Source organism: Rhodococcus sp. C1, from assembly GCF_020809065.1.
Lineage (GTDB): Bacteria > Actinomycetota > Actinomycetes > Mycobacteriales > Mycobacteriaceae > Rhodococcus_F > Rhodococcus_F qingshengii.
The window spans coordinates 2,971,094-2,992,992 of sequence record NZ_CP078080.1; the positions used below are offsets into that span (position 1 = coordinate 2,971,094).

At 62.9% G+C, this 21,899-nt stretch carries 25 protein-coding genes; 19 read left to right on the plus strand and 6 right to left on the minus strand.

The genetic code is table 11. The annotated features are described in order from the left end of the window. The first annotated feature begins 66 nt into the window (after window positions 1-66). The 5 genes from pgsA to pdxS all read left to right on the plus strand — a co-directional run bounded on the left by pgsA (window position 67) and on the right by pdxS (window position 4,866). Complete coding sequence (gene pgsA / locus KTR60_RS13770; RefSeq protein ID WP_007732918.1) at window positions 67-744, plus strand: phosphatidylinositol phosphate synthase; 678 nt, start codon at window positions 67-69, stop codon at window positions 742-744. After that, complete coding sequence (locus tag KTR60_RS13775) at window positions 741-1,643, plus strand: phosphatidylinositol mannoside acyltransferase (RefSeq protein ID WP_042919909.1); 903 nt, start codon at window positions 741-743, stop codon at window positions 1,641-1,643. The genes pgsA and KTR60_RS13775 overlap by 4 nt, the downstream gene beginning before the upstream one ends. Then, window positions 1,640-2,767: a glycosyltransferase family 4 protein gene (locus tag KTR60_RS13780; RefSeq protein ID WP_054188503.1), complete on the plus strand. Its 1,128-nt coding sequence runs from the start codon at window positions 1,640-1,642 to the stop codon at window positions 2,765-2,767. The genes KTR60_RS13775 and KTR60_RS13780 overlap by 4 nt, the downstream gene beginning before the upstream one ends. Next, window positions 2,764-3,786 (plus strand): NUDIX hydrolase, encoded by a 1,023-nt coding sequence (locus KTR60_RS13785; protein WP_192712464.1) that lies wholly within the window; start codon window positions 2,764-2,766, stop codon window positions 3,784-3,786. Before KTR60_RS13780 ends, KTR60_RS13785 begins: the two co-directional genes overlap by 4 nt. Before the next feature lie 171 nt (window positions 3,787-3,957). Then, window positions 3,958-4,866, plus strand: a complete 909-nt coding sequence (gene pdxS / locus KTR60_RS13790) for a pyridoxal 5'-phosphate synthase lyase subunit PdxS (protein WP_003943338.1) — start codon at window positions 3,958-3,960, stop codon at window positions 4,864-4,866. A gap of 101 nt (window positions 4,867-4,967) precedes the next feature. Here the strand turns inward: pdxS and KTR60_RS13795 are convergent, their stop codons facing one another. Continuing rightward, window positions 4,968-5,444, minus strand: a complete 477-nt coding sequence (locus KTR60_RS13795) for a RidA family protein (RefSeq protein WP_020969521.1) — start codon at window positions 5,442-5,444, stop codon at window positions 4,968-4,970. Window positions 5,445-5,607: 163 nt separating this feature from the next. On the opposite strand from KTR60_RS13795, the gene KTR60_RS13800 reads away from it, so the two are divergent. The 3 genes from KTR60_RS13800 (at window position 5,608) to KTR60_RS13810 (ending at window position 8,605) form a co-directional block, all read left to right on the plus strand. Next, complete coding sequence (locus KTR60_RS13800) at window positions 5,608-5,931, plus strand: NUDIX domain-containing protein (RefSeq protein ID WP_050656606.1); 324 nt, start codon at window positions 5,608-5,610, stop codon at window positions 5,929-5,931. Window positions 5,932-6,157: 226 nt separating this feature from the next. After that, the gene (locus tag KTR60_RS13805; protein WP_050656605.1) at window positions 6,158-7,669 is read left to right on the plus strand and encodes an HNH endonuclease signature motif containing protein; all 1,512 of its coding nucleotides are present in this window, start codon (window positions 6,158-6,160) and stop codon (window positions 7,667-7,669) included. A 114-nt stretch (window positions 7,670-7,783) separates the two neighbouring features. Further along, the gene (locus KTR60_RS13810) at window positions 7,784-8,605 is read left to right on the plus strand and encodes an acyl-CoA thioesterase (protein ID WP_003943337.1); all 822 of its coding nucleotides are present in this window, start codon (window positions 7,784-7,786) and stop codon (window positions 8,603-8,605) included. A gap of 35 nt (window positions 8,606-8,640) precedes the next feature. Here the strand turns inward: KTR60_RS13810 and KTR60_RS13815 are convergent, their stop codons facing one another. Beyond that, window positions 8,641-9,264 (minus strand): hypothetical protein, encoded by a 624-nt coding sequence (locus KTR60_RS13815; protein ID WP_228402278.1) that lies wholly within the window; start codon window positions 9,262-9,264, stop codon window positions 8,641-8,643. 79 nt (window positions 9,265-9,343) lie between these two features. Between KTR60_RS13815 and tesB the strand changes: the two genes are divergently transcribed. Continuing rightward, window positions 9,344-10,213 carry an acyl-CoA thioesterase II gene (tesB, locus tag KTR60_RS13820; RefSeq protein ID WP_007732935.1) on the plus strand — a complete coding sequence of 290 codons (870 nt, stop codon included), beginning with the start codon at window positions 9,344-9,346 and terminating at the stop codon, window positions 10,211-10,213. Beyond that, window positions 10,213-10,818, plus strand: a complete 606-nt coding sequence (pdxT, locus tag KTR60_RS13825; RefSeq protein ID WP_047269319.1) for a pyridoxal 5'-phosphate synthase glutaminase subunit PdxT — start codon at window positions 10,213-10,215, stop codon at window positions 10,816-10,818. Before tesB ends, pdxT begins: the two co-directional genes overlap by 1 nt. A gap of 25 nt (window positions 10,819-10,843) precedes the next feature. On the opposite strand, the gene KTR60_RS13830 is transcribed toward pdxT, so the two are convergent. Further along, window positions 10,844-11,521 (minus strand): response regulator, encoded by a 678-nt coding sequence (locus tag KTR60_RS13830; RefSeq protein ID WP_051649471.1) that lies wholly within the window; start codon window positions 11,519-11,521, stop codon window positions 10,844-10,846. After that, the gene (locus KTR60_RS13835) at window positions 11,476-12,690 is read right to left on the minus strand and encodes a sensor histidine kinase (protein ID WP_228232990.1); all 1,215 of its coding nucleotides are present in this window, start codon (window positions 12,688-12,690) and stop codon (window positions 11,476-11,478) included. Before KTR60_RS13835 ends, KTR60_RS13830 begins: the two co-directional genes overlap by 46 nt. A gap of 111 nt (window positions 12,691-12,801) precedes the next feature. Here KTR60_RS13835 and KTR60_RS13840 point away from each other — a divergent pair, with 111 nt between their 5' ends. Then, window positions 12,802-13,002, plus strand: coding sequence for a hypothetical protein (locus KTR60_RS13840; RefSeq protein WP_003943331.1), 201 nt, complete (start codon window positions 12,802-12,804; stop codon window positions 13,000-13,002). A 1-nt stretch (window position 13,003) separates the two neighbouring features. Then, complete coding sequence (locus KTR60_RS13845) at window positions 13,004-13,705, plus strand: GAP family protein (RefSeq protein WP_050656602.1); 702 nt, start codon at window positions 13,004-13,006, stop codon at window positions 13,703-13,705. Between the two features lie 13 nt (window positions 13,706-13,718). Here the strand turns inward: KTR60_RS13845 and KTR60_RS13850 are convergent, their stop codons facing one another. Together KTR60_RS13850 and KTR60_RS13855 are read right to left on the minus strand one after the other, a co-directional pair. Further along, on the minus strand, window positions 13,719-14,639 hold the full coding sequence (locus KTR60_RS13850) for a hypothetical protein (RefSeq protein WP_064112870.1): 921 nt from the start codon (window positions 14,637-14,639) through the stop codon (window positions 13,719-13,721). Continuing rightward, entirely contained in the window at window positions 14,636-14,992 is a 357-nt protein-coding gene (locus KTR60_RS13855; protein ID WP_003943322.1) for a GntR family transcriptional regulator, read from the minus strand. The genes KTR60_RS13850 and KTR60_RS13855 overlap by 4 nt, the downstream gene beginning before the upstream one ends. Window positions 14,993-15,137: 145 nt before the next feature. On the opposite strand from KTR60_RS13855, the gene KTR60_RS13860 reads away from it, so the two are divergent. The 7 genes from KTR60_RS13860 to secF all read left to right on the plus strand — a co-directional run bounded on the left by KTR60_RS13860 (window position 15,138) and on the right by secF (window position 21,899). Further along, window positions 15,138-15,890, plus strand: a complete 753-nt coding sequence (locus tag KTR60_RS13860) for a YebC/PmpR family DNA-binding transcriptional regulator (RefSeq protein ID WP_007732951.1) — start codon at window positions 15,138-15,140, stop codon at window positions 15,888-15,890. A 124-nt stretch (window positions 15,891-16,014) separates the two neighbouring features. After that, window positions 16,015-16,584: a crossover junction endodeoxyribonuclease RuvC gene (ruvC, locus tag KTR60_RS13865; RefSeq protein WP_003943325.1), complete on the plus strand. Its 570-nt coding sequence runs from the start codon at window positions 16,015-16,017 to the stop codon at window positions 16,582-16,584. Further along, window positions 16,581-17,180 (plus strand): Holliday junction branch migration protein RuvA, encoded by a 600-nt coding sequence (gene ruvA / locus KTR60_RS13870; RefSeq protein WP_003943318.1) that lies wholly within the window; start codon window positions 16,581-16,583, stop codon window positions 17,178-17,180. Before ruvC ends, ruvA begins: the two co-directional genes overlap by 4 nt. Next, window positions 17,177-18,274, plus strand: coding sequence for a Holliday junction branch migration DNA helicase RuvB (ruvB, locus tag KTR60_RS13875; RefSeq protein WP_003943304.1), 1,098 nt, complete (start codon window positions 17,177-17,179; stop codon window positions 18,272-18,274). Before ruvA ends, ruvB begins: the two co-directional genes overlap by 4 nt. 138 nt (window positions 18,275-18,412) lie before the next feature. Then, window positions 18,413-18,760 carry a preprotein translocase subunit YajC gene (yajC, locus tag KTR60_RS13880; protein WP_003943339.1) on the plus strand — a complete coding sequence of 116 codons (348 nt, stop codon included), beginning with the start codon at window positions 18,413-18,415 and terminating at the stop codon, window positions 18,758-18,760. A 197-nt stretch (window positions 18,761-18,957) separates the two neighbouring features. Next, on the plus strand, window positions 18,958-20,679 hold the full coding sequence (gene secD, locus KTR60_RS13885; RefSeq protein WP_228402227.1) for a protein translocase subunit SecD: 1,722 nt from the start codon (window positions 18,958-18,960) through the stop codon (window positions 20,677-20,679). Next, window positions 20,676-21,899, plus strand: coding sequence for a protein translocase subunit SecF (secF, locus tag KTR60_RS13890; protein ID WP_007732958.1), 1,224 nt, complete (start codon window positions 20,676-20,678; stop codon window positions 21,897-21,899). The genes secD and secF overlap by 4 nt, the downstream gene beginning before the upstream one ends.

Sequence of the window (21,899 nt, forward strand, 5' to 3'; positions counted from 1 at the left end):
TTCATGGCAGGATGCATTGCTGCAACGAGTTCCGAACCGGAACTCACGACGGGGAGGGTTCCTGCGGTGTTGAGCTTCTTCGGGCGCGCATCGGTGTCCAAGGTGACGGCACCTATGGGGAAGGCGCTGGTCAAGACCGGTCTGACGCCGGACTCGGTGACGGTGATCGGCACGGTGGCAAGCGTCGCCGGTGCGGTGACGCTGTTTCCGTCCGGACATCTGTTCTGGGGAACCATGTTCATCTGGTTCTTCGTCATGTTCGACATGCTCGACGGCGCAATGGCTCGTGCTCGCGGCGGCGGAACGCGGTACGGGGCCGTACTGGACGCGACCTGCGACCGCGTAGCCGACGGCGCGATTTTTGCCGGCCTGGCCTGGTGGGCGGTCTACCACGAGAACAGCAAGTGGCTGCTCGTCGCGACGCTCATCTGCCTCGTCACCTCGCAGGTCATCTCGTACGCGAAGGCGCGTGCGGAGGCGAGCGGGCTGACTGCGGACGGCGGGTGGATCGAGCGCCCGGACCGACTGATCATCGTGTTGGTCGGATCCGGCCTGACGGGTATGGGTCTTCCGTGGGCAATCCACATCGCGATGTGGGTACTTGCCGCCGGAAGCATCGTGACGGTCTTCCAGCGAGTGCTCGCGGTGCGCAATTCCCCTGGCGCTCGGGAACTTCTGCCGATCGCCCCGGCCGCATCGACGGTCGAAGGTGCGCCGGACACGGACGGCGAGGCAGAGAAATGAGCTTTGCCGAGCGTGCAACCGACCTGGGATACGCCGCGGGTTGGCGTCTGGTGCGAAGCCTGCCGGAATCGGTGGCGGTCAAGCTGTTCGACGCCGGAGCGGATTTCGCGGTACGCAAGGGCGGACCCGAACAACTCAGGAAGAACCTCGCGAGAGTTCTGGGCACGACGCCGGAGGAAGTTCCGGATCAGTTGATCAAGGATTCTATGCGCTCGTACGCCCGGTACTGGCGTGAGGCATTCCGTCTACCGTCGATGGACCTGGTCGCGACAGGTAAGGCGTTGCATGCGCTGGTCGAGGGCCAGGAACATCTGGAAAAAGCAATGGCAGCAGGTCATGGCGCGGTATTGGCGCTGCCCCACAGCGGTAATTGGGACATGGCCGGCGTGTGGTGTGTTCAGCAATGGGGTGGGTTGACCTCCGTTGCCGAGCGGCTCAAGCCCGAATCCCTGTACGAACGGTTTGTCGAATACCGCGAGAGTCTCGGTTTCGAGATCTTTCCGCTCAGCGGCGGGGAGCATCCTCCGTTCGTCGAACTGTCCAAGCATCTGCGCGAGAACAAGATCGTGTGCTTGCTGGGGGAGCGCGATCTGGCGAAGAAGGGTGTGCCCGTCACCTTCTTCGGAGAACCCACTCGCATGCCCGCCGGCCCGGCGAAGCTCGCGATCGACACCGGCGCGCCGCTACTTCCGGTCCACTGCTGGTTCACTCCCGACGGTTGGGGTTTCAAGATCGACCCGCCGATCGACGTATCCGGCGGAGTCGGCCCGGCCACGCAGGCACTTGCCGACCGTTTCGCGGTCAACATCGCAGCGCACCCCGCTGACTGGCACATGCTTCAGCCGCTGTGGCGCTCCGACCTCTCCGAATCGCGGCTCGCCCGCATGGAGGGTGAATGAAGATCGGCATGATCTGCCCGTACTCCTTCGACGTCCCCGGTGGTGTGCAGGCGCACGTGGTGGATCTGGCAGAGGTGCTGATCGAACGTGGTCACAAAGTGAGTGTGCTTGCGCCGTCGTCCGATGACGACGAGTTGCCGGATTTTGTGGTTTCCGCAGGTAAAGCCGTCGCGATTCCCTACAACGGTTCTGTTGCACGGTTGTCTTTCGGCCCGACGGCGAACAACCGCCTCCGCAAGTTCATCGCGGAAGGTGACTTCGACGTTCTACATATCCACGAACCCAATGCGCCGAGTCTGTCCATGCTCGCGTTGCGTATCGCGGAAGGCCCGATCGTCGCCACCTTCCACACGTCGACCACGAAGTCGTTGGTGCTGAGCACTTTTCAGGGTGTCTTGGCTCCGTATCTCGAGAAGATCAGTGGCCGGATCGCAGTCTCGGAGTTGGCGCGTCGTTGGCAGGTCGAGTCCCTCGGATCCGACGCGGTCGAAATTCCCAACGGCGTCGATGTCGCAGCGTTTGCCGAGGCCGACATGTTGCCCGGCTATCCGCGCGAGGGTGGAACCATTCTGTTCCTCGGGCGCTACGACGAACCGCGCAAGGGGATGGCCGTCCTCCTCGGTGCACTGCCGGAGTTGGTCGAGCGTCACCCGGATCTCGAGGTGATCGTGGTCGGACGCGGCGACGAGGAGAAACTCCGCAAAGAGGCGGGCAAGTACTTCAAGCATCTCCGCCTGCTCGGGCAGGTCAGTGACGAGGAGAAAGCGTCGGCGCTTCGCAGTGCGGACGTCTACTGCGCGCCCAATCTCGGCGGTGAGAGCTTCGGGATCGTGCTGGTCGAGGCCATGGCGGCTGGCACTGCCGTCGTGGCCAGTGAGTTGGACGCTTTTCGCCGTGTTCTTCGCGACGGTCAGGCCGGCTTGCTGGTCCCCATCGGGAACTCCGATGCCTTGGCAGAGGCAATCGATTCCGTTCTCGGTGACCCGGATCGACGACGCGCGCTGGTCAACACCGCGACAAGTGTTGTTGCCGAATACGACTGGCCGGTGGTGGCCGAACAGATCCTGCGTGTCTACGAGACCGTCACGGTTGGCGGCACCGGCGTACGCGTGGTGGGTTCATGACCTTCTCCGCTCTGACGATCTTCATTCTCGGGCTCGTCGCTGCCGTCGTCCTGGTCGTCGGACTGTGGGCGTACGGGACGGCGAACCGACTCGATCGACTGCATGTGCGTTCGGATCAGTCGTGGTTGGCGCTCGATGCGGCTCTGTCCCGTCGTGCCGCGGTTGTCCGCGCGGCGGCTGTGGACATGAGCGCCGACGACGCCCGCAGATTCGTCACCTTGGCGGACGCCGCCGAACGTGCGGATCGTCAGGATCGCGAGCTTGCCGAGAACCGGCTGTCCAATGCTCTTGCTGCCTACGGCACGACGTCGCTGCGACCTCAACTGGTCGCCGAACTGGCCGATGCCGAGGCGCGCGTGCTGATCGCCCGGCGGTTCCACAACGACGCGGTGCGAGACACTCTCGCGTTGCGTACGCGTCGACTTGTTCGCTGGCTACATCTCGGGGGAACGGCACCGCTGCCTCAGTATTTCGAGATCTCCGAGCGCACGACCGCGGCGGCGGTGCCCGAGGGCATCACCGTGGATACGTCACGGACCTCTGCTCGCGTGGTGATGCTGGACGAGGACGATCGGGTGCTGCTGTTGCGCGGGCACGATCCCAAGATCCCGAACACTTACTTCTGGTTCACCGTCGGCGGCGGGCTCGAACGCGGCGAACACCTGCGGGCGGCTGCCGTTCGTGAGATCGAGGAGGAGACCGGATTCGTCGTGGCTCCGGAGAATCTGCGAGGTCCGCTCTGGCGTCGGGTGGCGATCTTCCCGTTCGACGGTGAGCTGATCCGTTCGGAAGAGCTGTTCTTCGCTACGCGCACTCACGGCTTCGAGCCGGTCTTCCAAGGCCACACGGAATTGGAGCAGCGTGCCATCACCGGCCATCGCTGGTGCAGCGCCGACGAGATCCGCCAATTGGCCAAGTCCGGTGAGCCGGTCTACCCGTTGGATCTGGCAAACCTCCTGGTGGAAGCGGCGACGATCGCGGACGGTTCCGAGGATCCGGAAGTGCGTTCCATCCGCTGATCGTTCGGTCGTTCAGTGCTCGCGGGCAGTTTAAGGCCAGCAATGGCAAATTGGATACGGAATCGAAGGCCGGTTCGTCCTAGAGTTCTGGCCAGAGGCCTCCGCGCGAATGAACTCGTGTGTTCGCCGTGCCTTGTTTCTTTCGTCACGCCACTACTGCAGGAGTTTGCTGTGAGCACCCCCGACTCTGCCCCCACCACCGCCATCGGCACCGCCCGCGTCAAGCGCGGCATGGCTGAAATGCTCAAGGGCGGTGTGATCATGGACGTGGTCACCGCTGAGCAGGCCAAGATCGCCGAAGACGCCGGCGCCGTCGCCGTCATGGCACTCGAGCGGGTCCCCGCAGACATTCGCGCACAGGGCGGCGTCTCGCGCATGAGTGACCCGGACATGATCGACAGCATCATCTCCACCGTCAGCATCCCCGTCATGGCGAAGGCACGCATCGGTCACTTCGTCGAAGCGCAGATCCTGCAGAGCCTCGGCGTCGACTACATCGACGAGTCCGAGGTCCTGACCCCGGCCGACTACGCCAACCACATCGACAAGTGGAAGTTCACCGCCCCCTTCGTCTGTGGCGCCACCAACCTCGGCGAAGCGCTCCGTCGCATCAACGAAGGCGCGGCCATGATCCGCTCGAAGGGTGAAGCAGGCACCGGAGACGTCTCCAACGCCACCACCCATATGCGCACCATCCGCGGCGAGATCCGCCGGTTGACCTCGCTGAGCGAGGACGAACTGTACGTAGCCGCCAAGGAACTGCAGGCCCCGTACGAACTGGTCGTCGAGGTCGCCAAGGCCGGCAAGCTGCCTGTCACCATGTTCACCGCCGGCGGCATCGCCACCCCGGCAGACGCTGCGATGATGATGCAGCTCGGCGCCGAGGGCGTGTTCGTCGGATCGGGCATCTTCAAGTCCGGCAACCCGAAGCAGCGCGCCGAGGCAATCGTCAAGGCCACCACGTTCTACGACGACCCGGACGTGCTCGCCAAGGTCTCGCGCGGACTCGGCGAGGCAATGGTCGGCATCAACGTCGACGACCTGCCGGTCGGACACCGCCTCGCAGAGCGCGGTTGGTGACAGCAGGTTCGACGACCGGGCTCAGTGCCTGAAAGTCCTCACAGACGAAGGGGCGGCGGTTGCGTTGGCAACCGCCGCCCCTTCGGTGTGTGGCAGACCGATCAGATGCTGTCCGATACCTCGAACACGAACTCGACCTCGACGGCACTGTTTCGGGGTAGTTCGGCGACGCCGATCGCAGAGCGGGCATGTTGTCCAGCGGTACCGAAGATCTCGGCCAGCAGGTCGGACGCACCGTTGATCACCTGAGGTTGCTGCGAGAATCCCGATCCGGAAGCAACAAATCCAACGACCTTGACGACACGAACGATGCGATCGAGCCCGACTAAGGCATCGACTGCCGCGAGTCCGTTGAGAGTGCACAACCGCGCCGCCTGGGCGGCGTCTTCGACGGAGACGCCCTCGCCCAACTTGCCGATGCACGTCGTAGTGCCGTCGACGAGCGGCAATTGCCCCGACGTGTAGACGTATGACCCCGTCTGAACGGCGGGAAGGTATGAGCCTGCGGGGGTGGCAACAGGCGGGAGGGTCAGGTCGAGTGCTGCGAGTCGTGCGGTCCAGGTACTAGCGTCGTTCATCGAGTTCCTCAATGGATTCTTTTGTCTGGGAATGATGCTCGAGTCTGTCATCGGGAGTCTCGGCAAGTCCAAGTCGTATTTGCGCCCACCCCATCACTTTTGGTGATATTCGCCGTCGTCGGATTCAAAATGGTGTTCGAGTTGGCCACCTAAACTGTGTCGTATGTCGTCAATTCGTAACATCTCACTGGGGATACCTGTCCGTTCCGGTCACATACTCATACTCGACGGCACGGACTCTGTCACGGGGGAGAACTTTCATCGATTGATCGGTGGCGGTATCGAGTTCGGTGAGACGGCCGAGGCAGCGCTGCGGCGCGAGTTCGCGGAGGAACTCGGCGTCACGTTGGGAAGCGTCGAGTTGCTCGAGGTCGTAGAGAACATCTTCGAGTTCGAGGGGCGACCTGGGCATGAGATTGTCCATGTCTTTGGAGTCGACTCGGCTGACATCGATGCGTTCCGCTCGACGTGCAACTCCGAGTCCTAGACGAAGGTAGTCCAGTCCACTGGGTATTGAGTGGTGGGTCCGACCGCCCTATCTACCCGGCCGAAGCTGCCCGCATTATCAACGCCCTGGTTCAGTAGGGGAATCCGTTGCCGGAACACGAGTGGCCGCAAAGGTTGCTCCGCAACAATTTTCGGTCAATCAGGATTGTTCGGACTGATTCCTGGAAATCATGGATATCGAACGTATATTCGAATAATGTTGAGGAATGTTCGATGACGGAGTAGGAAGTTCGGGTACCGCAGCGCAGCTGTCCGGTGCTGAATCCGACTGCGCCCTCATCGATCTCATCGCCGATCTGCATGCGCGCGAATCGATGCTCGTGGAACGGAAACTGGCTGCCATTGCCGAGTTTTTCGAGCGTCGCAGCGCTGACCACACTGATAACGGTGCTTGGTCGTCTACCGCTCACGAACTGGCTGAGGCCGAGCTCGGCGCGGCATTGACCATGGGCCGTGCCGCAGCGGGAAAGTTGATCGGTCTCGGCTTTTCTCTCAAGACTCGCCTCCATCGCACGCGTGCCGCCATGGCGCGCGGAGAACTGGATCTGTATCGAGTCGGATTGATTGACTCCGCTACGGCCAACGTAGCCGACGATTTGATCGACGAGGTGGAACGGCAACTCCTCGAGAAGATCTCGGCGCCACCGATGCCTGGCGGTACCGGCTTGACGGGTCGCCGATTGACAGCGGCTATCGACCGGATCGTCGCCGTGGTGGATCCCGAGGGGATACGCGAACGTCGACGCCGCGCCCTGGCTGATCGGTTCGTGGGTGTGAGCGCTGCCGAGGACGGAATGGCGCGGATATTGGGGAGTATTCCGGCGGAGGAAGCACGGGCTTTCGACCGTCGGTTGCGGGAGTTGGCAATGTCGGTGTGTCGACACGATTCCCGTAGGTACGAGCAACGACGAGCTGACGCATTGGGAGCGTTGGTATCCGGGTCGACGATTCTGCCGTGCGATTGCGGCCGGGACGAGTGCCCACAAGATCGAAGCGGGATTGTGGTGGTGCGTCGGCCGTTGGTTCACGTGGTCATGCTGGAATCAACGCTTCAGGGCGGTGACGCACCAGGTGCAGACGAACCCGCTCACCTCGACGGTTATGGAGTGATCAGTGCAGAGCATGCGCGTGACATCGCCGCGGGTGCGCTGATTCGGAAGGTGAAGGTACCAGCCGATGCCGCGCTCGAGTCTTCCGGTGAGGGCGAGCCAGTACCTCCGCCTGTTGTTCCTTCTGCGTCGGTCTACCGCCCCGGCGCTGTCCTCGACACCTGGGTGCGGGTGATCGCAGGAAGCTGCCAGTGGTTGCACTGCGATGTCGCTGCATGGAATTCAGATCTTGATCACACTGAGCCCTTTGATCATCGCGATCCCACTTGTGGTGGAAAGACCGTGGCGTCGAATCTGAGTGCGTATTGTCGAAACCATCACCGCCTCAAGCATTCCGGTCAGTGGTTGCATATCTCGAACCCGGACCGGAGTGTCATGCTGACCTCGCCGACCGGACATTGCTACCGAACCAGGCCGTCAGGTCTGCTGGCGGGAATGCTCGAGCCTGTGCTGCCCGAGGGTGGTCGGCGTCGGCGCACACGTCTGGAGAACAAGGCCGCTCGTGTGTGGGGGGAACGCCGGCGGCAGCGGTTACGAATGCACCTCCGAATGAAGAAGAAGGCCCGGAGGAGGACCTTCGACGGCGGAGACGATCCACCGCCATTCTGAGTCGATGCGCCCCGTCGCTCAACGTTTTCGGATGCCCACTTTGGTGGCCGGGGGTGCGTCAGGCATTGTGTGAAGGTCGGTAGACGTCGGTACACGGGAAGATGTGGAGCATCGATGGCGAGGATCGAAGAAATTCTGGAGTTGGAACGCCTCGAGCGGGACATCTTTCGAGGAATCATCGCGGAGACCACCCTGACCCGCACTTTCGGCGGCCAGGTCGCCGGACAGGCATTGGTGTCGGCGGTACGCACGGTCGATCCGGCCTACTCGGTTCATTCGTTGCACGGATATTTCCTGCGTCCGGGAAATCCGATGGAGCCCACGGTTTTTCTGGTTGATCGTGTTCGGGACGGTCGATCGTTCGCGACCCGCTTGGTCACCGGAATTCAAGACGGGCAAGCCATTTTCACGATGTCGGCGTCCTTCCACGTCCAAGACGAAGGCATCGAGCACCAGGACGAGATGCCACCCGTTCCTGACCCCGAGACCTTGGCCATCGCCCAGGATTCGGAGGATCCCGAGACTGCGTGGCTGGCGCGTGAGTGGTCCGATTGGGACCTTCGAATGGTGCCGAAGGCCGACATCGACAAACGTCCGGGCGCTGCCGCGCAGCAGCAAGTGTGGTTCCGTTCCCGCGAGGCACTCCCGGACGACCCGGTATTTCACGTGTGCACGCTTGCCTACATGAGCGACATGACGCTGCTCGGATCTTCTCGCGGCCCCCACATGGACGTCGCCATGCAAAGCGCTTCGCTCGATCACGCCATGTGGTTCCTGCGGCCGTTCCGCGCCGACGAGTGGCTGTTGTACGACCAGACGTCGCCGTCAGCGGGCTTCGGTCGCGCACTGACGCAGGGACGAATCTTCGACAGCCGAGGAAATATGGTTGCTGCAGTCGTCCAGGAGGGTCTGACCAGGCTGTATCGCCCGAAGTGAGGTCGGCCGACGTGAGATCAATCGCAGTGAGACCTTCACTGGCGAGACCGCACCGCAGGCCGGGCCGGATGGTCGTATCTGACCTCGAAATCGACCTCCTCGGACACTTCTGATCGGTGTTCGAGGAGTGCCTCGACGGTCCACAGATCTGCCTCCGGTGTGTGCCGCCGCATGGCAGGTTCGCTCATGTCCAGGCGGACGCTGACGTCGAACTCCAGCCCGCGCCCGAGCAACATCGGACCGGCGATCACGATGACCGCGCGCTCATGGACGGGGATACGGGTCGACCGAGCCGATCGATCGGTGGGTTCGTCCCAGAGTTTCGGCAAGAACGCCCGTCTTGTGCGGGCTGCGGTGATCACTTCACGATCGAGTGCCGGATAGTCGAACCAGATAGTGCGGTAACTCAGCGCATCCTCGTGGCCGAACTCGTATCGCAGCGAAGCCGGCCGCACGTAGTCGTGCAGTGACACAACAGCACTCGGCCTGTTGCACGACTCGACGGCGGTGCCGACCAGTTCCGCGAGCCGAGACGGCTGTGCACAATCAGGTCCGTCGATCGCTACTACCGCCACCGACGGAAACGATCCGCTAAGCGTTGCAATCTGCTCGGCCAAGGCGAGGGGACTGGACGGGATGAATGTACTCACGCCCACCATGGTGCCGTGCCCGCTCGCCGAGGCGATATTGTGAACCGTCATCGCGCCCAGTGCGGCGGTCTATGTTTTCGGAGGACTCATGGTTGGTATCGAGGAGATCCTCGCGCTCGAACACCTGGAGAAGGACATCTTCCGTGGTGCGGTCCATCCCACCGCACTTCAACGGACGTTCGGCGGGCAGGTTGCCGGGCAGTCGTTGGTTTCTGCCGTGAGCACCGTTGACGAGAGCTACCACGTGCACTCGTTGCACGGATATTTCCTGCGCCCGGGCAATCCGAAGATTCCGACGGTCTACCTGGTGGACCGCATCCGCGACGGGCGCTCGTTCTGCACCCGCCGGGTGAATGCAGTTCAGGACGGCAAGACGATCTTCACGATGTCGGCCTCGTTCCACGTCGACGACGAAGGTATCGAGCACCAGGACCGGATGCCCTCCGTTCCGGCGCCGGAGGACTTGCCGGATGCGCAGACCGTTCCGAAGTTGGCTGAATCGCAGTTCTATCAGGAGTGGAAGAACTGGGACATCAGAATTGTGCCCGCTGAGCAGAGCGCGTCAGCGCCGGATCTCGCCGCGCAACAACGCGTGTGGATGCGCTACCGCGAGGCTCTGCCGGATCGTCCGCTGCTGCACATCTGCACCCTCGCGTACCTCAGTGACATGACCCTGCTCGGAACTTCCAAAGTCCCGCACCGCGGCGTGAAGACGCAGACTGCTTCGCTCGATCACGCGATGTGGTTCCTGCGTCCGTTCCGGGCCGACGAGTGGTTGCTCTACGACCAGACGTCGCCGTCGGCAGGTTTTGGTCGCGCGCTCACTCAGGGGCGTATCTACGATCGCGATGGCAACATGGTGGCAGCGGTGGTTCAGGAGGGTTTGACGCGTCTCGAACGCGAACCCGACAGCCATGAGAGCAAGAACAGCCGTGAGAACAAGACAGGAACTGTGTGATGACGCGTCCGTTGATCGGTGTACTCGCCCTCCAAGGTGATGTTCGCGAACACCTTGCCGCACTCGATGATTCGGGAGCGGATGCGGTGGGTATCCGGCGCCCGGAGGAACTCGACAAGGTCGACGGCATCGTGATCCCCGGTGGCGAATCCACCACCATGAGCCGGCTTCTGCAGGTGTTCGAACTGTTGGATCCGCTTCGTGAGCGTCTTCGCGGGGGGCTGCCGGCCTACGGATCGTGTGCGGGCATGATTCTGCTCGCCAGCGAGGTACTAGACACCCGGCCGGACGCCGAGCATCTCGGCGCCATCGACATGACGGTGCGCCGCAACGCTTTCGGTCGGCAGGTCGATTCTTTCGAGTCCGACCTGGAGTTCGAGGGCATCATCGGTGATCCCATTCGCGCTGTCTTCATCCGCGCGCCGTGGGTGGAGCGAGTTGGGCCGGGCGTTGAGGTCCTTGCGCAGGTTCCCGCCGCCGCGGGGGAGGCCGCGGGCCGGATCGTCGCGGTTCGGCAGGGCTCGGTGATCGCCACTTCTTTCCATCCCGAGGTTACCGGGGACCGTCGAGTGCACGAGATGTTCGTCGATCTGGTTCGCGGATAACTGGAGTAGTCAGCCTCGGCCGAACCTACAGCTCCAGTTCGCGGGCAAGGATCGCCGCCTGGACGCGTGAGGTGAGGTGCAACTTCGACAGAACTCGCGACACGTGCGACTTCACCGTCGGAGCACCGACTCCGAGTTCACGCGACAGTTCGGCGTTGGACATACCCGTCCCCAACAGCGCGAGGACCTCGCGTTCACGGTCGGTGAGCTCGCTCAATCCCAGCGGTTCGGTGGGTTTGGGTGCGCGCTGCACGAACTCGCCGATCAGTGCACGCGCCGCACGCGGAGCGAGCACTGCATCTCCGGCCGCGACGTTGCGGATAGCGCTGGTCAGCTCGTCCGCGGTCGCAGTCTTGAGCAGGAATCCCGAAGCACCGGCGCGCAGGGCCGCGAAGACGTATTCGTCGAGGTCGAAGGTGGTCAACACCAGAACCCGGCTGCGGGTCGTCCCGATGATCTGACGCGTCGCCTCGATGCCGTCGGTGCCTGGCATCCGGACGTCCATGAGTACGACGTCGGGTTGATGCGTGCGGGTGACGGTGATCGCCGACGCTCCGTCACCGGCTTCTGCAACGACATCGATGTCGTCGTGCTGCCGCAGGATCATCGCGAGTCCGGACCGGATCGCGGCGTGGTCGTCGACCAGGGCGACGGTGATCACTGATCCGTTCCGTTCGGCGCGGGGACCGGTAGCTGTGCGCATACCGTCCATTCTCCGTCGACCGGAAGTGCGTCGAGTGAACCGCCCAGCAGTTCGGCGCGGTGACGCATGTTTGCAAGTCCGTGCGTTCCCGCCCGAAAACTGGATGTGTCGCGACCGACGGGGTTTCGGATCTCGATCTGTAATGCATTGTGCTGGAGAGAGATCGACATCGAGATCGGTGCACCAGGCGCATGCTTGAGCGCATTGGTCAACGCCTCCTGGGTGATCCGGTACGCCGTGTGATCGACCACGCTCGGCAGGTCGGCAGTATCGATGTCGATCGCAACGTGCACGGCGGCGCCGGCTGCCCGAACTGCGTCCAGGACGACGGGCAACTCGGTCAGCCGCGGGGGAGAGGAACGCGGGTCCGGGGTCTCGTCGTCCCCGGCGTGGAGCAGTTCGATCATCGACCGCATCTCGGAAAGGCCCGCGAGACTGCTCGATCTGATCGCTCCGATCATCTCCCTCAATCCGTCGTCGGGTTGGCCCCGTTCACCGGAGAGAGCTGAGGTGGACAGTGCCGCCTCCGAATGGATTGCGATGGCGGAGAGGTGGCTTGCGATGACGTCGTGCAGATCGCGCGCCATGGTTGCTCGTTCGTGAGCGACTGCGGCCTCGCGGTCCAGAGTGGCGAGTGCTTCGTGGACTCTGGAACGCTCGCGTTCGGCCTCGGTCAGTTCGACTTGTCGACGGATGACCAGTGCCCACCACACCGGTGTACCGAAGAACAGAGCGGTCACCACGCCTGCCCCAGCCGCAGCGCGGACGTCCTGGGTGGACAGGTAGACGAGTGCGGTGAGAGCGGCAACCGTCACCGCGGTCAGAGAACACACCACTCGGCCCAGCCGCGCCGTCCCGTACAGAACTGCGGCGTAGGTGAGATCCGAGAGGACCAGCCACATCGGCAGAGTGGGTCCCAGGGCAGCGTCGACCGCGACGATGACGGCCCCCGCCGCCAAAGCTGTTGCCGGACGCACCCGCCGGAACGAGTCGATCGCACACAGCAGAGCCAGCATCCCGATCCGAACCCCGGCGGGAACGTCGGCGACACCTCCGACATCGGTCCACATTTGGTACAGGCCGACCAGGTAGAGGAGTACCCCGATCGCGAACAGGCCGAAGGCGATGAGCGGATCGTTCCACTTGCCGACACTCCGACTTCTGGTCACCACAGACTTATCAGAGCACATCGGGGCGCCTGACTTGTCATACCAAATGATGAGGTCGGCGTTGTTCCGATGGCTGATGTGCGGATTCGAGAGAGAAGACAGGCTCGACGTATGAAAATTCGCTTCGAGTTGATGATCGGCATTCTCTTGGTCGTCGGTGGCGGCTGTCTGTGGCTGTTCGCGCGTGACGCCGAGTTCTTCTGGTTTCGCGGCGGACCACTCGGCGTGATCCTCGCGATCATCGGTGCCTTCGACATCGTGAATGCAGTCCGAACGAGGGAGACAGCGATACCCGAGCGCCGAAACGACTGACGTGGAACTCGTCCTGCTCACCACGCTGGGCGGGCTCGCCCTGCTGGACAGTACGAGCATCGGAACATTGGTCGTCCCGGTCTGGATGTTGTTGATGCCGGGACGACCGCAGGTTCGCAGGCTGCTGACGTATCTGGTGGTCATCACGACGTTCTATTTTGTTGTCGGGGTGGCAGTCTGGACGACGGCACGGGCAGGCATGCCTGTCGTCGCCCCGCTGCTCGAAACCCCCGCCGCCCGCGGTGCGCAGTTGATTCTCGGTATCGCGTTGTTCGCGTGGAGCTTTCGATTCGATTCCGAGAAGAGGCGCACATCCGGTCAGGCCGATCGAACCCATGTTTGGCGAGAGCGGGTGCTCGGCTCGGCCAGTTCCGCGAGAAGTGTTGTACTTCTCGCGATTGCTGCGGGAACCGCCGAATTGGTGACGATGTTGCCCTACTTGGCGGCGATCGCGATGATCACCGCTGCTGGGCTGCCCGCAGTCGCGTCTGCGTCGATACTTGCCGGATACTGCCTGATCATGGCCACTCCGGCAGTGCTTCTGTTGTGCGGGCGGGTCGTGGCCGGCAACCGCCTCGACAAGCCGCTGCGCCGAGTGGACTCGCTGATGTCTCGCTACGGCGACAGCGCAATGGGTTGGGTATTCGGCATTGCCGGTTTCTACCTCGCCGGCAATGCCGCTGCCGTGTTGTTCGTGAATTGACGTTGTTCGTGAATCAACCAGCCTGAACCAACGAATTGATCAGCTTCACACCGTCTTCCGGGTGATCGACGGTTACGGCGAACAGTCGTCCGCTCTCGAGAGTGACCACGATGGCCTCACCCGAGCGGAGAGTGACGGCTGTTCCGCGCGGTGTCATTCGGTAACCCCATCCGCCCCATTCGGCTGGACGTATCGCGTCGACCGATGCGGACTTCACCTTCGAGATGGGGATCTTCTTCCATCGAACGCCCCAGGAACTGATGCCGACACCGTGACGGTCGACGCGCACGGTGACCGACGCGAATGCTGTGACGGCGAGGGTGGACACACCCAGGATCACGGCAACCCACCAATCCGAGTACGCGGCAGTCGCGATCACGAGAACTACGAGGCCGGCTGTAACGATCCACGGCCAGACGCTGCGGACCTGCCCGACCCACACTGCACGTTCGGAGGCCGTCAGCGGAGTGTCGAGCGTCGGGGTCGGCAGTGGCGACTCCGGGCCGCTTCGTTGCTGGTCAGGCAGCGCGTATGCCAGAACTCCTACGAGTACCGCCGCGATCGGCGCAAGAATCCACCAGCCGATACGCGCGGCTTCCGGCGACCCGGCGTCGATCGTCAGGGCGACGCTCAGAATCCAGATCGTCGCCAGTGTCGCACTCGAGATCGAGGAGACGGCCAGAAACAGGGGCGCGTTGTCGCTCGAACGGGCCGCGACGACACAGGCGCAAACGACAGCCACCAGAGAAATCACCAGCGCGATGGCGAAAAACGTCGTCGTGGTGCTGAAGCCGTCCGGGGTCGATCCGGACCAATGGCTCGCGACGGTCTCGGGTAGGCGGTCACCCCACGCGAAGCGTGCGAGAACCAGGATCAGGGTCGGGATCAGAGTCAGCGAAGCTGCTGTCCAGAGTCGGATCTTGCTGGTCGTCATTGTGTGCTGGTCTCCTTGATGAGGTCGAGCATGTGCGCAGTGTCGAGTCCGAGATTTCGGGCCTGCCGTACGAACTCGCGCGCAGATTCGTTGAGAGCTGTTCTTCCCGAGTCGAATTCGGCGCGAATGACGGCGCCACGTCCGCGTCGGAGGTCGATCAGGCCTTCGTCGCGGAGTGTTGCGTACGCACGAAGAACCGTGTGGAGATTGACGTCGATCGACTCGGCGAGAGCGCGAGCGGACGGCAGGCGGTCACCTGGACCGATCTCACCGCGGATGACCGAGCCACGAACCCCGGCTGCAATCTGCTCCGCGAGTGGAGTTGTGGAGGCGTGATCTATTCGGACCAACATGTTTGCATTCTATGCAAACAATGCGGGGTTTGACTAATTTGTGTCGGGGGATGCAGCGAGTTGTGACGTGGGACGGGTAACATCGGCAGAGCTGAAAGACGCGCATTCGGCGTGCGCAACGCAGCAGGAAAGGGGCTTGAATCGCATGAGCGGCCACTCAAAATGGGCCACCACCAAGCACAAGAAGGCTGTGATCGACGCACGTCGTGGCAAATCCTTCGCGAAGCTGATCAAGAACATCGAGGTGGCGGCACGAACCGGCGGTGGCGATCCCACGGGCAACCCCACCTTGTACGACGCCATCCAGAAGGCGAAGAAGACGTCTGTTCCCAATGACAACATCGAGCGTGCGCGCAAGCGCGGCGCCGGTGAAGAAGCGGGCGGCGCAGACTGGCAGACCATCATGTACGAGGGCTACGGACCCAACGGCGTCGCCGTTCTGATCGAGTGCCTCACCGACAACCGCAACCGCGCAGCCGGTGAAGTTCGCACCGCGATGACCCGTAACGGTGGCAACCTCGCTGACCCGGGTTCGGTCTCCTACCTGTTTGCTCGCAAGGGTGTCGTCACGCTCGAGAAGAACGGCCAGTCGGAGGACGACGTCCTGATGGCTGTGCTCGACGCCGGTGCCGAGGAAGTCACCGATCTCGGTGAAACCTTCGAAATCGTCAGTGAGCCACAGGATCTGGTTGCCGTACGTTCGGCACTTCAGGAAGCCGGCATCGACTACGACTCTGCTGAAGCCGATTTCCGCGCTTCCGTCGAGGTTCCCTTGGATGTCGACGGCGCACGCAAGATCTTCAAGCTCGTCGACGCGCTCGAAGATTCTGACGACGTGCAGAACGTCTACACCAACATCGATCTGTCCGACGAGGTTCTCGCGGCGCTCGAAGACTGATTGCTTTTCAACTCAACCCGGCCCTGACGTCCGCGTCCGGGCCGGGTTGCGTGTTGATGCGGGGTAGTAGTCCCGCGCACCGCTAAGCTATCGAACAGCTGTTCGGTATGGAGAGGTGTGACAAGTGCGCGTGCTCGGAGTGGACCCAGGCTTGACTCGCTGCGGGTTGGGAGTGGTCGACGGGAGCAACGGCAGGAAAGTGCGCCCCATTGCGGTCGACGTGGTGCGGACTCCGGCCGAGATGGACCTTGGTTCTCGGCTTCTGCGGATCTCCGATGCGGCTGAACTGTGGATCGAGCAGTACAAGCCGGAGGTGGTCGCGATCGAGCGCGTGTTCGCGCAGCACAACGTCAGTACCGCGATGGGGACGGCGCAAGCAGGCGGAGTTGTCGCGCTCGCTGCCGCCAGACGCGGCATTCCGGTGTGTTTCCACACGCCCAGCGAGGTGAAGGCCGCCGTCACCGGCAGCGGTAACGCCGACAAGGCGCAGGTCACTGCGATGGTGACGCGAATTCTGAATTTGAAGACGGCGCCGAAACCGGCTGACGCTGCCGACGCTCTGGCGCTGGCGATCTGTCACTGCTGGCGAGCACCGATGATCGAGCGGATGGCCCGCGCCGAGGCGATGGCCGCTGAACAAATGCGTAAGTATCAGGCAAAATTGGCCGAGACGAAGAAGGCAGGTTCACGATGATCGCGTCGGTACGCGGCGAGGTACTCGATATTGCGCTCGATCACGCGGTCATCGAAGCGTCAGGTGTCGGCTATCGGGTCAATGCCACCCCGGTGACTCTCGGTGCGCTGCACCGGGGAAGCGAAGCGCGACTGTTCACGACGATGATCGTTCGCGAAGACTCGATGACGTTGTACGGCTTTTCCGATACCGAGTCGAAGGATCTGTTCAGCCTTTTGCAAACGGTCTCGGGTGTCGGGCCGCGCCTGGCGATGGCAACTCTCGCAGTTCTCGAACCCGACGCATTGCGGCGGGCACTTTCGGAAGGCAACCTGACGGCGTTGACGAGAGTCCCCGGTATCGGAAAACGCGGCGCTGAGCGCATGGTCGTCGAACTGCGCGACAAGGTCGACGCGGTCGCGACGACGGCCGGCGCGGCCTCCGGTGTGGTCGCCGGCAGTTCGATCCGCGATCAGATCGTCGAGGCTCTGGAAGGTCTGGGCTTCCCGATCAAGCAGGCCGAGCAGGCCACGGACTCGGTTCTGGCGGAATCACCCGAGGCCACCACGTCGGTCGCACTGCGTTCCGCTCTGTCGCTGCTCGGTAAGACTCGATGAACTTCGACCCGATCGACGATTTCGACGACGAGTCGCAGGTCTCTGCCGAATTGGTGGCGGGAGACGGTGATGTCGAAGCGAGTCTGCGCCCCAAGAGTCTCGACGACTTCATCGGTCAACCTCGTGTTCGCGAACAACTGCAGCTCGTGCTCACCGGAGCAAAACTTCGTGGCAGCACGCCTGATCACATCCTGATGTCCGGTCCCCCCGGGCTCGGCAAGACGTCGATGGCGATGATCATCGCGGGGGAGTTGGGCTCTTCTCTGCGGTTGACGTCCGGACCGGCGCTCGAACGCGCCGGAGACCTGGCTGCGATGCTGAGCAACCTCGTCGAGGGCGACGTGTTGTTCATCGACGAGATTCACCGAATCGCTCGTCCGGCCGAGGAGATGTTGTACCTGGCCATGGAAGACTTCCGTGTCGACGTCGTCGTCGGTAAGGGGCCGGGCGCCACGTCGATTCCTCTGGAGGTTGCACCGTTCACGCTGGTCGGTGCGACTACGCGGTCGGGTGCGCTGACCGGTCCGTTGCGCGACCGCTTCGGGTTCACCGCTCACATGGATTTCTACGAACCCGAAGAGCTGCAACAGATTCTGATGCGTTCGGCCGGAATTCTGGGCGTCGATCTCGAAGTCGATGCCGGTGCCGAAATCGCACGACGCTCGCGGGGGACACCGCGTATCGCGAACCGATTGCTGCGCCGGGTTCGCGACTTCGCCGAGGTGCGCGCCGACGGAATCGTCACCATGGACGTCGCTCAGGCGGCCTTGGCCGTCTACGACGTGGACCAGTTGGGCTTGGACCGTCTCGACCGTTCGGTACTGAGTGCTTTGGTGCGTTCGTTCGGCGGCGGGCCCGTCGGCGTGTCGACGCTTGCGGTGGCCGTCGGCGAGGAACCGTCGACGGTGGAAGAAGTGTGCGAGCCGTTCCTGGTCCGGGCCGGAATGATCGCCCGGACGCCGCGAGGACGTGTGGCTACCGCCGCTGCTTGGACTCAACTCGGAATGACACCGCCGCCGGATGCCGCAGCGGGCGGTATCGAGGTTCGTGTCAACGAACCGCAGGCCACGTTGTTCGATCCGAACGGCGAGTGAATTTCGACTGGAAAGGCCTACTTGAACGGCCGATCTGTCAGGAATCCTCAGCAACTAATGGCACACTGGTGTATTGCGTAGGTCCATCCGGGACCATCGCGGCGTAAAACGTGCAACACAACCGAGGTTGATCAACACATGTCGAGTTTGCTTTTCCCCCTCTTGATCCTCGCACTGCTGGTGCCCATGTTCCTGGGCATGCGCAAGCAGAAGAAGGCCTTGGCCGCGACTTCCGAGATGCAGGACTCGCTGCAGGTCGGCGATCGGGTGCAGACCACGGCCGGGCTCTACGCCACGATCGCTTCCCTGGACGACGACACCGTGGACCTCGAGATCGCGGACGGTGTCATCACCACCTGGTCGCGTCTGGTCATCCGTGAGCGCGTCGTCGAGACGACCGAGACCGACGAGTACGACGACGACTCGATTTCCGAGATCGAAGAGTCTGCTGCCGACACCGAAATCCGGCTCACCAAGGAGTCCTGACTTCGTCGAACTGGTACGTGTTCTAGAGTTGTGAACTCGGACACACGTCCAGACCGGTTTGTCCGCTCTTACACCAGCAGCTCAGTTCACCCCGTTGATCAATCGTTGCAGTTCGAACGCCGCAGCTCGGGTGGTCGTCGACCACCCGAGCCGTGCACTTACTGAAGCTCTGCACCTACCGAGGAGACTTAAAGATCGTGGCACCTTCCACCGGAACGGTGCATCCGGTCCGCTACCTGGCCCTTTTCGGGGTCCTGGTAGTGGCACTGTATGCCCTGGTGTTCTTCACTGGAGACAAGTCGGCCACGCCGAAACTCGGCATCGACCTGCAGGGTGGAACGCGCGTCACGTTGACCGCTCGTACCCCGGACGGCAGCGCTCCCAGTCAGGACAGTCTCAAGCAGGCTCAGGAAATCATCGAGACCCGCGTCAACGGTCTCGGCGTTTCCGGTTCCGAGGTCGTTGTCGACGGTGACAACCTCGTCATCACCGTTCCCGGCGACGACAGTGCGCAGGCTCGCTCGCTCGGCCAGACCGCTCGTCTGTACATCCGCCCGGTGACGGGTTCGATCGACGTCGCCACCCGTGACGCGAATCGGACAGCTACGCCTGAGGCGCCGGCGGCCGAAACTCCGGCCACTGATGCACCGGCCCCCGAAGCACCCGCTGACGGGATGCAGACGCCGCAGAACCGTCCGTTCCTGGCTCAGGACCCGACTACTCCCGAGGCAACGCCCGCGCCGCAGACAACGACTCCGGCCCCCACCGGGGACGCGCCGAGCGACGGCACCGACGAAGGCGACGCAGCAGCAGCGGAAATCGCCGCAGCGCGCGCCCTCCGGCAGAGCAGCGATCCGACAGTGCAGCAGCAAGCAGTGGCGAACCTCGACTGCTCCGTCGCGGATCCGCTCCGTGGAAACGACGACCCGACCCTGCCGCTGGTCGCGTGCTCGCAAGACGGACTGAACATCTATCTCCTCGGTCCTTCGATCATCGACGGCCAGGAGATTGCCGACGCGTCTTCGGTCTTCAACTCGCAGCAGTCGCGCCACGAGATCAGCCTCTCGTTCAAGACGACCGGCAGCAACACCTGGGCCGAGTTCACCTCAGCCAACATCGGCAAGCAGGCAGCGTTCACGCTCGACTCGAAGGTCGTCAGCGCTCCCACGATTCAAGGTGCAACGCCTGCGGGTAGCGCCACCTCGATCACGGGCAGTTTCACTGCCGAGAGTGCCAAAGAACTTGCCAACACACTGAAGTACGGTTCGCTTCCGCTCTCGTTCGCAGCCTCTGAGGCCGAGACGGTCTCGGCCACGCTCGGCCTGGCTTCACTGCAGGCGGCATTGATCGCCGGCGCGGTCGGTCTCGTTCTCGTTCTGCTGTACTGCCTCGTCTACTACCGCATGCTCGGCGTCCTGACGGCGTTGTCGCTGATTCTCTCCGGAGTCATGGTCTACGCGATCATGGTTCTGCTCGGCAGATACATCGGCTTCACGCTCGACTTGGCCGGCATGGCTGGTCTGATCATCGGTATCGGTATGACCGCCGACTCGTTCGTCGTGTTCTTCGAACGCATCAAGGACGAAATGCGTGAGGGCCGTAGCTTCCGCTCGGCGGTGCCACGCGGTTGGGCAAGAGCACGCCGGACAATTCTTTCCGGCAACGCGGTGAGCTTCATCGCCGCTGCAGTTCTGTACGTGCTGGCGGTCGGACAGGTGCGAGGCTTCGCCTTCACCTTGGGTCTGACGACCATTCTCGACGTGATTGTCGTGTTCCTCGTGACGTGGCCACTGGTCAGCATGGCGTCCCGTTCGGCGTTCTGGTCCAAGCCCAGCGTCAACGGTCTCGGCGCAGTGCAAGAGGTTGCCCGCGAACGTAAGGTTGCCGCCGCTGCGTCGGCTAAGGAGACACGAGCATGAGCGAGTCCAACAACTCCCCGGTGGGGTCCACCAACAGTTCCGCCGCCGAGTCCGCCGATGCGGCGGCCCGGTCGGAGATCACCGACTCAGGCGTCGATCAGGGCGCGATGCCCAAGCACAGCTGGCTCTCGCGGTTGTACACCGGAACGGGTGCGTTCGAGGTCGTCGGCAAGCGTCGCTTCTACTACGGACTGACCGGCGCTCTGGTCGCCATTGCGCTGCTGAGCATCATCCTGCGCGGCTTCACCTTCGGTATCGATTTCGAAGGCGGATCACGCATTCAGTTCCCGGCCGAGGGCGGAGTCGAGACGTCGGCGGTGGAAACCGTCTACTCCGACACACTCGGGTTCGAACCGGTCAGCGTGCAGACAGTCGGCTCGGGTGCCAGCGCAACCGTGCAGATCCGGTCGGAGACGTTGAACGCGACGCAGATCAACGATCTTCAGTCGGCTCTCTTCGACGAGTTCCAGCCCAAGGACAAGAACGGGAACCCGTCGGCGCAAGCCATCAGTTTTGCGGACGTGAGTGAAACCTGGGGCGGCCAGATCACCAAGAAGGCGCTGATCGCGCTGATTGTGTTCCTGGTGATCGTGAGTATCTACATCGCCATCCGCTTCGAGCGGGACATGGCGGTAGCTGCGATCGTTGCGTTGTTCTTCGACATCATCGTCACTGCCGGCGTCTACTCGCTCGTCGGTTTCGAGGTGACGCCCGCGACGGTGATCGGTTTGCTCACCATTCTCGGCTTCTCGCTGTACGACACCGTGGTGGTGTTCGACAAGGTCGAAGAGAACACCCGCGGTGTTCTGCATCTGACGCGCCGGACGTACGGCGAGCAGGCCAACCTCGCGGTGAATCAGACCTTGATGCGATCGATCAACACGACCGTCATCAGTGTGCTCCCGGTGATCGCTCTGATGGTCGTCGCGGTCTGGATGCTCGGCGTCGGCACACTCAAGGACCTTGCGCTCGTTCAGCTCGTCGGCATCATCGTGGGTGCGTACTCCTCGATCTTCTTCGCGACGCCGCTCCTGGTGTCGATGAAGGAACGCTGGGGACCCGTTGCCGCGCACACTCGTAAGGTGCTCTCGCGCCGGGCTACGCTGGCCGAGAAGGGTACGCAGACGGTTGCCGTCGGCGCACCAGTTGCACGCCGTGCGCCGGTTGCTCCGCAGCCGGGTGCGCGGCCGACCGGAAAGCGAAACAAGAAGGGGCACTGA

Excerpts from the sequence above, each read along its gene's own strand:
- KTR60_RS13775 (WP_042919909.1), top strand. The coding sequence starts at position 741 with ATGAGCTTTGCCGAGCGTGCAACCGACCTGGGATACGCCGCGGGTTGG.
- KTR60_RS13780 (WP_054188503.1), top strand. The coding sequence starts at position 1,640 with ATGAAGATCGGCATGATCTGCCCGTACTCCTTCGACGTCCCCGGTGGT.
- KTR60_RS13785 (WP_192712464.1), top strand. The coding sequence starts at position 2,764 with ATGACCTTCTCCGCTCTGACGATCTTCATTCTCGGGCTCGTCGCTGCC.
- KTR60_RS13795 (WP_020969521.1), bottom strand. The coding sequence starts at position 5,444 with ATGAACGACGCTAGTACCTGGACCGCACGACTCGCAGCACTCGACCTG.
- KTR60_RS13800 (WP_050656606.1), top strand. The coding sequence starts at position 5,608 with ATGTCGTCAATTCGTAACATCTCACTGGGGATACCTGTCCGTTCCGGT.
- KTR60_RS13805 (WP_050656605.1), top strand. The coding sequence starts at position 6,158 with ATGTTCGATGACGGAGTAGGAAGTTCGGGTACCGCAGCGCAGCTGTCC.
- KTR60_RS13810 (WP_003943337.1), top strand. The coding sequence starts at position 7,784 with ATGGCGAGGATCGAAGAAATTCTGGAGTTGGAACGCCTCGAGCGGGAC.
- KTR60_RS13815 (WP_228402278.1), bottom strand. The coding sequence starts at position 9,264 with ATGGTGGGCGTGAGTACATTCATCCCGTCCAGTCCCCTCGCCTTGGCC.
- tesB (WP_007732935.1), top strand. The coding sequence starts at position 9,344 with ATGGTTGGTATCGAGGAGATCCTCGCGCTCGAACACCTGGAGAAGGAC.
- pdxT (WP_047269319.1), top strand. The coding sequence starts at position 10,213 with ATGACGCGTCCGTTGATCGGTGTACTCGCCCTCCAAGGTGATGTTCGC.
- KTR60_RS13830 (WP_051649471.1), bottom strand. The coding sequence starts at position 11,521 with ATGCGCACAGCTACCGGTCCCCGCGCCGAACGGAACGGATCAGTGATC.
- KTR60_RS13840 (WP_003943331.1), top strand. The coding sequence starts at position 12,802 with ATGAAAATTCGCTTCGAGTTGATGATCGGCATTCTCTTGGTCGTCGGT.
- KTR60_RS13850 (WP_064112870.1), bottom strand. The coding sequence starts at position 14,639 with ATGACGACCAGCAAGATCCGACTCTGGACAGCAGCTTCGCTGACTCTG.
- KTR60_RS13855 (WP_003943322.1), bottom strand. The coding sequence starts at position 14,992 with ATGTTGGTCCGAATAGATCACGCCTCCACAACTCCACTCGCGGAGCAG.
- KTR60_RS13860 (WP_007732951.1), top strand. The coding sequence starts at position 15,138 with ATGAGCGGCCACTCAAAATGGGCCACCACCAAGCACAAGAAGGCTGTG.
- ruvA (WP_003943318.1), top strand. The coding sequence starts at position 16,581 with ATGATCGCGTCGGTACGCGGCGAGGTACTCGATATTGCGCTCGATCAC.
- ruvB (WP_003943304.1), top strand. The coding sequence starts at position 17,177 with ATGAACTTCGACCCGATCGACGATTTCGACGACGAGTCGCAGGTCTCT.
- yajC (WP_003943339.1), top strand. The coding sequence starts at position 18,413 with ATGTCGAGTTTGCTTTTCCCCCTCTTGATCCTCGCACTGCTGGTGCCC.
- secF (WP_007732958.1), top strand. The coding sequence starts at position 20,676 with ATGAGCGAGTCCAACAACTCCCCGGTGGGGTCCACCAACAGTTCCGCC.